Raw genomic sequence first — 10,445 nt, forward strand, 5'->3', positions numbered from 1 at the left:
GGCACTAGGCCGCGTCTGCCGTCTTATCCCGCTGAGCAGCGGCAAAGAGATTGTGCCCGATGGTGCGGGCGGTATCGAGATGGGACGCCACATCCTGCGCTTCCGTCAGAAGCAGCTCGGACGTCGCGACAGATGCGCCGCAATAGCCGAAAATTCCATGGTCGATCTGCGTCTTCATGGCGCCGAAATAACCATGGCGCGCATAGGTGCGCATGGTGGCTCCGCCGATGGCAATCAGATGGACACGAAGATGCCCCAGCTTTTTGATCGACTTGTCACCAGGCATCTCGTCATAAGCCCAGCCGTTGGTGAACACCCGATCGATCCATCCCTTAAGAAGCCCCGGCATCGACCACCAATAGACGGGATAGACGAGCACCAGCGCATCGGCGCGGTCGATCCTCGCCTGTTCGGCAGCGACATCCGCAGGCGCCGACGCCTCCCTGAGATGAAGGGCAATATCGGCAGCACTGAACCTCGGATCGAACGCTTCGGCGGTAAGGTCGGCGATCTCGAATGTGTCGCCCGAACCGATCACGCCCTCGGCGACATGCGCCGCGACGCTGTGACTGAGTGACTTCGGATCGGGATGCGCGACAACGATGAGTGCATGCATATGAAAAACTCCTATGAGCCAATTGCAGAAGGCTACTTAACCTTATATACTTTTGGTAAGTTACTTTTGGTATATAGCGATGTCAACCGCAGAAGACAAAAATTACACGGCCGGTTCACGGCCGCGCAGCCGCCTGTCGCGCGAGGATCGGTATCGACAGCTCATAGAGGTCGCCTGGCGGATCGTGGGGGAAGAGGGCACGGAAGCTCTGACGCTGGGAAGGCTTTCAGAGCGAGCCGGCGTGACGAAGCCTGTCGTCTATGACCACTTTGCCACCCGCCCTGGCCTGCTGGCAGCGCTCTATCGGGAGTTCGACGAGCGCCAGAATACCGTGATGGATGGAGCGCTTCAGGCGAGCGCGCCAACCCTGATTGATAAGGCAATGGTCATCGCAACCTCCTATGTCGATTGCGTGCTGCTGCAGGGCCGCGAGATACCCGGCATCATCGCCGCACTCGCAGGCTCTCCGGAACTCGAAGCGATCAAGCGTGAATATGAGACGGCATTCATCGAGAAGTGCCGGGCCACACTCGCGCCCTTCGCCAGCAACCGCTCCATCGCGACGGCCGGCCTTTGGGCGATGCTGGGTGCGGCCGAATCCTTGTCCTATGCCGCGAGCAAGGGAGACATTACCCCGCAGCAGGCTAAGGATGAGCTCTTCGAGACCATCAAAGGGATGGTCGCGAGAAGCACCTGAGATCACGGCCGATGGCGTTGCACTAGAGGCCTGCTAGTTCGACTTAATCGCCGGCTGAGCCTGAGCCTGCGTGGCGAAGAACGCCTTGGCATCCCCGGTGAACTGCTCGCGCGAGGTCGGCCGGGTGTAGAACATGTGGCCGCCACGGTAGAGCTTCAGCGCCACCCGATCGGCAAGGGACGGGGGCATATGGTCGAGCACATATTTGTTAACGCCGAAGGGAATCACGAGATCGCTATAGCCCTGACCGATCATGAGCCGGAAGGATGGCGATAGCGATAGCAATTCCTTGAGATCGTCTGTGACGCCAGCGCTGAGGCGCGAGCCGCCATTGTTCCGCCCGCCCCATTTCCATTGTCTGTTCACCGATGACGACAGCAGCGTGTAGGTCATATCGGTGTGGAAGCCGAGTTCATCGCGCGCGTAGCTCGAAAACGCACCGCCATAGGCGCGGACGAAACCATCGAGGATCGGGTCGCCTCCATGCTCGGACTCCGACTGCGGATAGGGGTCTGGCGCCAGAAAGGACGCATCATAGGCGCTCGCCACTTCGCCACCACTGCCGTCGGACTGTTTCCGATAGACGCTGCCGAGAAAGCCCTGATTCCTTGCGACGACATCTTCGGGGATGCCGGTCAGCTTTGCCACCCGACCATAGAAGGCCCGACCGGCATCGCCTGAAGGAGGCGGACCAGCCAAGGCAGGCAGATATTCGCTCAGGGCGAACGCCTGTGCATCCCGAACCGCTTTGTCGCTAAACGCATTTTGCCGCTCCAGCTCGGCTGCGGCCAGCGAAGGCAGCTCCAGGGCAGCGCCGAGCGCATCGTCGCTGCCGCCGAAGACATATCGGCCCTCGAGCAAGGGCGAGAGCATGACGATGCCCGAGATCAGTATGCCTTGATCCTCACGCAGGCTGTTGGCGACCTTGACCGAGCGAAATCCGCCATAGCTTTCGCCGAGAATATACTTCGGCGACACGGCGCGGCCATTATGGCTGACGTAAAGCGCGATCGCCTTGGAAAGGCTTTCGGCATCGCTGTCCACCGCATAGAAATCATTCTGGTCATCCGGCTTCACCGTCCGGCTCCAGCCCGTGCCAATCGGATCGATCAACACGAGATCGGTGAAATCGAGCCAGCTTTGCGGATTGTCCACCAGCTTCGCATTGGCGCCATCGCGGCCATCGGGACCGAAATCGACAATGCGTGGGCCGACAAGACCGAGATTGAGGAAAGCCGACGCAGCCCCCGGTCCACCATTGAAGATGAAGGTGACGGGCCGGCCGGCATCGCGGTTCTTTGCCACGTAGGCGGTGTAGAAGATCGCCGCGCTGCGCTGGCCATCCTGCCCGAAGAGATCGAGCGTGCCGGCCGTCGCCGTATAGGCAATGCTCTTGTCACCGGCATTCAGCACATGGTCGCTCACCGCATCCGGCGGCAGCAGCGAGAGCACACCACCGCTACCCGGCGCGGCATGTGGCTGCTCGGGCGCCGCCGCAAAAGCCGGCGTCGACATCAGGGAAAGCGCCAAAAGCAAGCCGGGAACCGTCTGGCGAAAAGACATCAAGGCATATCCTCCAAAGGTCCGGCCCATAGCCATTATTACTGGCGATACTATGTCACGGCAGACGGACACGGAAACTCAAGAGATGTTGATCGGCGATCCGCCGGTCGCATCACTTTCAGCGAAGGCTGCTATTGAGCACCTGCCGGCCATTTGCCAAGGTGGCCGCTACGCGGGGAAGATAATCAGACAACAAGCATCGCAAGGGATACGACGATGAAACAGGACATCGACATCAAGACAGCCGACGGCGTTGTCAAGGCCGCGCTCTTCCGCCCCGATAACGGTTCTGCGGCCGAGCATGGCGTGATCTTCTACATGGATGCCATGGGTCCACGCGATTCACTTTACGGCATGGCGCAACGGCTGGCCGATGCCGGCCACATCGTGCTGCTTCCGGATCTGTTCTACCGGTTCGGCGCCTATGGTCCCTTCGACGGCAGTGCCTTCGGCAACCCGACATCTCGTGAAGCCGTTATGACGATGCTGCGTGGCACGACGCAGGAAATGACCAAAGCCGATAGCGCCGCCTTCCTTGATGCCCTATCGGCTGCCGGCGCCAAGGGTGCGGTCGGCGCGGTCGGATATTGCATGGGCGGCGGCCGCGCCCTGACCGCGGCTGCTGCCTATCCCGATCGCATCGCTGCAGCCGCCAGTTTCCATGGCGGCAATCTCGCCAGCGACGCGGAAGACAGCCCGCATCGCCTTGCAGCCGATATCAAGGCACGCGTCTATGTCGGCGTCGCCGGTGTCGACAACAGCTTCCCGCCGGAACAATCGGCCCGCCTTGCTGAAGCACTTCGCACCGGCGGCGTCGACCACATCGTCGAAAACTATGTCGGCATGGCGCATGGATGGACAGTGCCCGACCACCATGGCGTTTACAACGAGACTGGCGCCGAAAGGCACTGGAAGCGCCTTCTCAATCTATTCGACGAAGCACTGGCTTAAACATCGTCATCCCGCTCTCTCGATCGAAAGCGGGATGCTTCCTCCAATCGACTACTGGATCAGAACTTGATCTTGTCGATACTGGTCAGCGTCGTCTTCTGCGAGACACCGGGCGCATTGACCATGTGCCAGGCCACATATTGCTCGGCATAGGGCTCGGTGGACGACATGCCGTCGACGGGCAGAATGATGTTCATACCGTTCAAGGCTGCGTCCGTCGCCGTATCGAGAACGGCGCCTTCCGAGGCCGTGCCTGTCACGATGACGGTCTTGATGCCCTTGTCGGCCAGGATGCTGCGCAGATTGGTGCCGATGAACTTGTCTGGACCGGATTTTACGACCGGCTCGCTCGCCAGCGGTGCCAGAACCGTTGCGATATCCTGTGCCTCGCCGGCGCCACCTAGGCTGAAAACCACGAGCACATCTTTGGCACGCGCCTGATCGAGCAAGGTTTTGACCTTCGGCAGGGAGGCCAGGCAACGCGGCTTGGTTTTCTCGTTGCACGGCCCCTTGGTCGGGTCCTGCGCGCCATTGAAATCGAGCACCAGCAAGGCGGTCGTCTTCAGATCGACCGTGACCGGTTTCAGCTCCGGTGCCGCCGGTGGCTTCACCTTGGCCCAATCGTCGATGATCGTCTGCGCCGCCGCCGGTGATGTCAGTGCGGGGCTGTTGGTCACGCCAAGTACTGCAAAAACCGCACCGAGCACAAAGCCTGCTTTCCGCATCCTGACATTTGTCGTTCGCATCAAGTTTCTCTCCTGCATCAGCGTTCCCATGGATTGACGATGGTGCAAAACAGATAGGCCAGAAACCGCGACAGGGTAACGAAACTCTTCGTGATATCGGGGGGCCGCACTGAGATACAGCAGCAGCCCCGGACGGCTCAATGATTTGGTTTAGCCGCCTGCCCCGTCCACTGGCTCGCCGGCATCTCCGTCGCCCCCGCGCAGCTTTTCAAGCAGGCCTTGTAAAGCCTGCCTGATCGCCTCGATCTCTTCCGATCCGGCCATGTCGGACCAGCGCCGGTCCACCAGCCGGCCGGCTGCCATCGCGACCGGCCGCACACCCTTGCCGCGCTCGGTCAGGAAAACCAGCCGCGCGCGCCGGTCGCTCGGATCCGGCCGGCGCTCGACATAACCCAGGCGCTCAAGCTCCTCCACTGCCTGCGTCATCGTCTGCTTGCGCACGTGAGCAAGCCGCGTCAGCTCGCTCACCTGGATTCCTTCCGGGCGCGCGAAGGTGAAGACATTGGAATGCGACGGCCGAATATCGGCAAAGCCGGCCTCTTCCAAGGCAGCATCGACATCCTGAGCGTAGTGCTGGTGAACCAGCCGCAACAGCAGGCCAAGCGACAGCTGGGCCGGAGCATCATTTTCCATATAGACAGGTACCTGACCATTATGATAATAGACAGGTACCTTACCATTTCTTTTCAGAAGAGGATACCCACATGCCCATGGTCAACGTGCTGGATTCGACAATTTTCTACGAGGATGCGGGAACTGGAGCGCCCTTCGTGTTCCTGCACGGCAATCCCACCTCGTCGCACATATGGCGAAATGTCTCCCCTCACATTGCCACGTCAGTCCGCCGCCTTGCGCCGGATCTCATCGGCATGGGCCGCTCGGGCAAGCCCGATATCGCCTATAGTTTTGCCGATCATACCCGCTATCTCGATGCCTGGTTCGATGCGCTGGCGCTCGACGATGTCGTGCTGGTCGGCCATGACTGGGGCGGAGCCCTCGCCTTCGACTGGGCGGCCCGCCACCCCGAACGCGTGCGTGGCATCGCCTTTTTAGAAGCGATCGTTCGGCCGATGACCTGGGACGACTTTCCGGGCGCACGCCCGCGCTTTGAAGCGCTCCGGTCACCCGGTATCGGTGAAACCAAGGTATTGGACGAGAATTTCTTCATCGAGCAGGCGCTGAAGCTCACCGTACTCAATGGCCTCAGCGAAGCGGACCATGCCGTCTACGCTGCCCCCTATCCGACGCGCGAAAGCCGCCGACCACTACTTGCCTGGCCGCGCTCGATGCCGATCGAAGGCGAACCGGCCGATGTGATCGAGCGCATCGAAGCTTACGACGCCTGGCTCGCGAAAAGCACCGAAGTTCCCAAGCTTCTCCTGACCTTCGACGGCCCGGCCGAAACATTGTTGATCGGAGAGACGATGACGGCCTGGTGCCGGGCGAATATAGCCAATCTGGAGGTCGAGAATTGCGGACCGGCGCGGCACAACGCACCGGAAGATCAGCCCCAGGCCATCGCCGCTGCCATCTCCGGCTGGGCGGATCGCCACACCCTGTCGAAGTGAGGCATGCGGCCTTTCGAGCGGTCAGTTTCCGCCACCTTTGCTCGATAGCAAAGTGCCGAAGACAATCCGCCGTTGACAAAAACCTGCCAGCCCATAATCTGCGCCTAAGCCTTTGCGATCGCCCATTTTTCTTTCGGAGATCAGGATATGCCGGCGAATTGCATGCGACGATTGGTTCTGGCAGGCATTGTGCTCGGCATATCCGCCTACACGGCTGCAGCTGCGCAGACGCTCGACCTCATCGCGCAAAAAGGCACGATACGGATCGGCTATATCAGCGACGAGGCTCCCTTCTCCTTCAAGAAGAAGGATGGCAACCCGACGGGCTATGCCATCGATCTCTGCGGGAAAATAGCCGATGCCGTGGGGGCCAAGGTCGCCAATCTGAAGCGCGATTATGTCGAAACCACCCTCGCCGATGGCTTCGATGCAGTGAAAAGCGGCCAGGTCGACCTTCTCTGTGGCGCCCTCACCATCAATCTCGGCCGGCGCCAGAACGTCGATTTTTCCCAGCCGATCTTCCTGACTGGCGCGAGCGCCCTGTTGCGCAAGGATTCGCCCGACTATCTGAAAGTGCTTTTCCTCGACAAGATGCCGACGCAGGTTTCCGCCAGGCAGGCGCCCGCGACGAGCACGATCGGCGTTCGCGCCGACACGACGACGGGCGCGACGCTGCGCGAAGCACTCGGCCCCGATATGCCCAAAACACGGATCGCCGATTTCGCCACGCATCAGGACGGCCTGACCGCGCTCGAAGACCATAAGATCGACGCCTATTTTGCCGACCGCGCGCTGCTTTTCGATCTGGCAACCCATGCCCACAAGCCGGCTGCGCTTGTGATAGGCAACCGTCTTTTCACGCACGAGCCCTATGGCATAGCGCTCCGGAAAGATGATTCCGCTTTCCGCCTGCTGGTCGATCAGACCCTGACCGAAACATTCCAATCGGATGATTTCAGCAAATTGCTCACAAGCTATTTTGGTGAAGAAGGCCCGCTTTTGCGTCGCGAGATCATGATGCAATCCATTCCGCAATAGGGCGGCAGATACGGGCCTAAAAGCGTGCCATCGCCTTTGCGACATCCTCGCCCCATGCTTACGATGGCAAAATCCCACGCTTCTCAAGCTGGGCGGTCTGGTGGTCGTCGTGCAAGCATCTTGAATATGTCGTAGACAGGCTCTGGTCGCCGCCGCGCACATCATAAAATCCGCTTTCAGTATCAATCAGGGTCGCACGCAATGGCAGTATTTCCTCAAAAGGCGAAGGTCGTCATCATCGGGCTCGGCGGTATCGTCGGCGCATCGATCGCTCATCATCTGATCGAGCGCGGCTGGGATGATATTGTCGGCATCGACAAATCAGGCATCCCCACGGATATCGGCTCGACGGCGCACGCCTCCGACTTCTGCTACACGACCAGCCATGACTTCCTCTCCTGCTGGACGACCCTTTATTCCATCGATTTCTACGATAGGCTCGGCCACTATGCCCGCGTCGGCGGCCTCGAAGTCGCCCGCGTCGGCGACGACGATCGCATGGCGGAAATCAAGCGCAAGGTGACTTCGGGCAAGGCCTTCGGCACGCGCGTGAGCTTGATCGAACCCTCCGAGATCAAGGAGAAATTCCCGCTGATCGAGGAAAGCATGGTGCAGGGCGGCATGTGGGATCCGGATGCCGGCCTCGTCATTCCGCGCTCGCAGACCGTTGCCGGCAAGCTGATCGATCAGGGCGAGAAGAGCGGCAAGCTGCAATCCTTCGCCAACACGCCGGCCCAGTCGCTCATCGTCAAGAACGGCCGCATCACCGGTGTCGTCACCCATCGCGGCACGATCGAGGCGGAATATGTCATCGTCTGCGCCGGACTCTGGGGCCGCCTGATCGCCGAAATGGTTGGCGAAGACCTGCCGGTCATGCCAGTCGACCACCCGCTGACCTTCTTCGGCCCCTATAACGAGTTTGCCAACACCGGCAAGGAAATCGGTTTCCCGCTGATGCGCGACCAGGGCAACTCCGCCTATATGCGCGACACCGGCGACCCGAAGACTGCCGAAGGCGGCCAGATCGAATGGGGTTACTACGAAGAGAAGAACCCCCGTCTCTGCCATCCGCGCGACCTCCTCGAAAAGCACGAGGCACGCCTCTCACCCTCGCAGCGCGATCTCGACATGGAGCAGATCATCGAGCCGCTCGAACGCGCCATGGAACTGACGCCGATCCTCGGCGAACTCGGTTACAACGAGGGTCATTCCTTCAACGGCCTGCTGCAGGTAACGACCGATGGTGGTCCGTCCGTCGGTGAAAGCCAGAAGGTCCGCGGTCTCTGGTATTGCGTCGCCATCTGGGTCAAGGACGGTCCCGGCTTCGGCAAGCTCGTCGCCGACTGGATGACCGATGGCCGCACACCCATCGACCACAACAGGATCGATTATTCCCGTTTCTACCCGCATATGCTGGAAGAAAAGTTCATCGAGGGTCGCTGCACCGAGGCCGCGCAGAAGATCTACAATCCCGCCGTCCATCCGCGCGAACCCTATGCGACCGGCCGCAACATCCGCCGCTCGCCCTTCTATGAGCGTGAAAAGGAACTCGGCGGCTACTTCATGGAGCTCGGCGGCTGGGAACGCGCGCACGGCTATGCCGCAAACGAGCATCTGCTTGAAAAATACGGCGATCGCATCCCGGTGCGCGCAAACGAATGGGACAACCGCCACTTCTGGCGCGTCTCCAATGCCGAGCATCTGGCTCTCAGCGAAGATTGCGGCATCATCAACCTCTCGCATTTCGCAATGTACGACATAGAAGGTCCCGATCATGTCGCGCTGCTGGAATGGCTGTGCGCCGCAAAGATCGGTGGCGATGCCAATATCGGCAAGGGTATCTACACCCACTTCCTCGACGACGAAGGCATGGTTCGCGCCGACTTTACCGTCATCCGCATGGCTGATCGCTGCCGCCTGATCGACGGCGCCGATGCCGGCCCGCGCGATTTCCACTACATGCGCCGCGTTGCCGAAGACAAGGGTTTCAACGTCACCATCACCGACGTCACCGAACGCTATGTCACGATCGGTATCTGGGGGCCGAACGCCCGCACCAACCTGCAGAAAGTGGTCGAAAACCCGGAAAACCTCTCACACGAGAACTTCCCCTTCGCCGCGATCAAGCAGATCCGCATCGCCGGCAAGAACGTCACCGCATTCCGCATTTCCTACGTCGGCGAACAGGGCTGGGAATTGCACATGGCCTATGGCGACGCCTTGGCCGTCTGGGACGCGCTGCGCTCGACGGGCGCCATCGCCGTCGGCGTCGAAACCTATGCCAACACCCGCCGCATGGAAAAGAGCTTACGCCTGCAGAATGCCGACCTTTTGACGGAGTATAATCTACTCGAAGCCGATCTTGCGCGCCCGAAGGTCAAGGACGCCGATTTCCGCGGCAAGGCCAAGCATCTCGAATATCGCGCCCGCGAGCATCAGCCGGCCATGCTTTGCACGCTCGTCGTCACCGATAATACCGACTCCAACGGAGTCGCCCGCTACCCCGTCGGCATCCTGCCGGTCATGGATCCGGAAACCGGCGAGACCCTCGTCGACGAGCTCGGCCGCCGCTCCTTCACCACCTCGATCGCCTATGGCCCGACCATCGGCAAGAATATTGCGCTTGCCTACCTCCCCTGGTCCCATGCCCAGGAGGGACGCAAGCTGACGGTCGAATATTTCGGTGAGACATATCCGGTGGAAGTCGCTGGCGTCGGGTACAAGCCGCTCTATGATGCCGAAAATCTGAAGCCACGCAGCTGATCGCCTGCTCTTCAAGACCAAAGTCCATTGGCTGCCCGTTTGGTTTCCAGGCGGGCAGTTTGCTTTTTGAGTTTGGAGAGTTTGGCGCCGAAGCTATTTGGGATCATCTTTGGCATCCACCGCGTAGATCCGGCTTGCTGGGGCTATGTTTGTTTTGGGAGAAGCTTGGTTGCGGGGCAGGCTTTAGGTAGTGCGGCGACGCTCGTGCCTGTGCCCGAACAGTGCTGCATTCTTAATCCGGAGCGGTAGGCGGGCGAACTGGGTGGTCCCGAGTGTTAACTCCTCGATTGGTTACCAGACACAAAAAGGCCCGCTTGAGGCGGGCTTTTTGTGTTTGGATTTGTGGGCAGGCTTTGCCCCGTTCGTTGCTTCAAACGGTCCACAGGACTGTTTGATCGAGCTTTGCTCGAACGCGCCTCACCCTTCAGGTTATGGTGCTGAGGGACGATGAGCTACGATGGCCAGCGAAGAAGAAGTCTTCGCGTCAGCGATAGCTTTTGCAT

General features: G+C 60.2%; 8 protein-coding genes and 1 pseudogene. 5 read left to right on the forward strand and 4 right to left on the reverse strand.

Translation table 11 applies throughout. From position 1 onward, the window contains the following. Positions 1–4 precede the first annotated feature (4 nt). The gene (locus tag ACQZ6F_RS12690; protein WP_449091602.1) at positions 5–616 is read right to left on the reverse strand and encodes an NAD(P)H-dependent oxidoreductase; all 612 of its coding nucleotides are present in this window, start codon (positions 614–616) and stop codon (positions 5–7) included. A 79-nt stretch (positions 617–695) separates the two neighbouring features. Between ACQZ6F_RS12690 and ACQZ6F_RS12695 the strand changes: the two genes are divergently transcribed. Further along, positions 696–1,313 carry a TetR/AcrR family transcriptional regulator gene (locus ACQZ6F_RS12695; RefSeq protein WP_449091601.1) on the forward strand — a complete coding sequence of 206 codons (618 nt, stop codon included), beginning with the start codon at positions 696–698 and terminating at the stop codon, positions 1,311–1,313. 33 nt (positions 1,314–1,346) lie between these two features. On the opposite strand, the gene ACQZ6F_RS12700 is transcribed toward ACQZ6F_RS12695, so the two are convergent. Next, a complete protein-coding gene (locus ACQZ6F_RS12700) occupies positions 1,347–2,876 on the reverse strand; it encodes a S10 family peptidase (RefSeq protein ID WP_449091600.1) in 1,530 nt (509 codons plus the stop codon). Positions 2,877–3,092: 216 nt separating this feature from the next. Between ACQZ6F_RS12700 and ACQZ6F_RS12705 the strand changes: the two genes are divergently transcribed. Continuing rightward, positions 3,093–3,827, forward strand: coding sequence for a dienelactone hydrolase family protein (locus tag ACQZ6F_RS12705; RefSeq protein WP_449091599.1), 735 nt, complete (start codon positions 3,093–3,095; stop codon positions 3,825–3,827). Positions 3,828–3,886: 59 nt separating this feature from the next. Here the strand turns inward: ACQZ6F_RS12705 and ACQZ6F_RS12710 are convergent, their stop codons facing one another. Beyond that, positions 3,887–4,552 carry a cysteine hydrolase family protein gene (locus ACQZ6F_RS12710; RefSeq protein WP_449092382.1) on the reverse strand — a complete coding sequence of 222 codons (666 nt, stop codon included), beginning with the start codon at positions 4,550–4,552 and terminating at the stop codon, positions 3,887–3,889. Between the two features lie 171 nt (positions 4,553–4,723). After that, a complete protein-coding gene (locus tag ACQZ6F_RS12715) occupies positions 4,724–5,206 on the reverse strand; it encodes a MarR family winged helix-turn-helix transcriptional regulator (RefSeq protein ID WP_449091598.1) in 483 nt (160 codons plus the stop codon). Positions 5,207–5,271: 65 nt separating this feature from the next. Between ACQZ6F_RS12715 and ACQZ6F_RS12720 the strand changes: the two are divergent. The 3 genes and pseudogenes from ACQZ6F_RS12720 to ACQZ6F_RS12730 all read left to right on the forward strand — a co-directional run. Next, positions 5,272–6,141: pseudogene (locus tag ACQZ6F_RS12720) on the forward strand (haloalkane dehalogenase); the annotation flags it as partial. 147 nt (positions 6,142–6,288) lie between these two features. After that, positions 6,289–7,179, forward strand: coding sequence for an amino acid ABC transporter substrate-binding protein (locus ACQZ6F_RS12725; RefSeq protein WP_449091597.1), 891 nt, complete (start codon positions 6,289–6,291; stop codon positions 7,177–7,179). Between the two features lie 201 nt (positions 7,180–7,380). Next, complete coding sequence (locus ACQZ6F_RS12730; RefSeq protein WP_449091596.1) at positions 7,381–9,942, forward strand: GcvT family protein; 2,562 nt, start codon at positions 7,381–7,383, stop codon at positions 9,940–9,942. Positions 9,943–10,445: the final 503 nt, after the last annotated feature.

This window comes from Rhizobium sp. A22-96 (assembly GCF_053521805.1).

Coding starts and splice junctions, on each gene's coding strand:
- ACQZ6F_RS12690 (WP_449091602.1), bottom strand. CDS start 616: ATGCATGCACTCATCGTTGTCGCGCATCCCGATCCGAAGTCACTCAGT.
- ACQZ6F_RS12695 (WP_449091601.1), top strand. CDS start 696: ATGTCAACCGCAGAAGACAAAAATTACACGGCCGGTTCACGGCCGCGC.
- ACQZ6F_RS12700 (WP_449091600.1), bottom strand. CDS start 2,876: ATGTCTTTTCGCCAGACGGTTCCCGGCTTGCTTTTGGCGCTTTCCCTG.
- ACQZ6F_RS12705 (WP_449091599.1), top strand. CDS start 3,093: ATGAAACAGGACATCGACATCAAGACAGCCGACGGCGTTGTCAAGGCC.
- ACQZ6F_RS12710 (WP_449092382.1), bottom strand. CDS start 4,552: ATGCGGAAAGCAGGCTTTGTGCTCGGTGCGGTTTTTGCAGTACTTGGC.
- ACQZ6F_RS12715 (WP_449091598.1), bottom strand. CDS start 5,206: ATGGAAAATGATGCTCCGGCCCAGCTGTCGCTTGGCCTGCTGTTGCGG.
- ACQZ6F_RS12725 (WP_449091597.1), top strand. CDS start 6,289: ATGCCGGCGAATTGCATGCGACGATTGGTTCTGGCAGGCATTGTGCTC.
- ACQZ6F_RS12730 (WP_449091596.1), top strand. CDS start 7,381: ATGGCAGTATTTCCTCAAAAGGCGAAGGTCGTCATCATCGGGCTCGGC.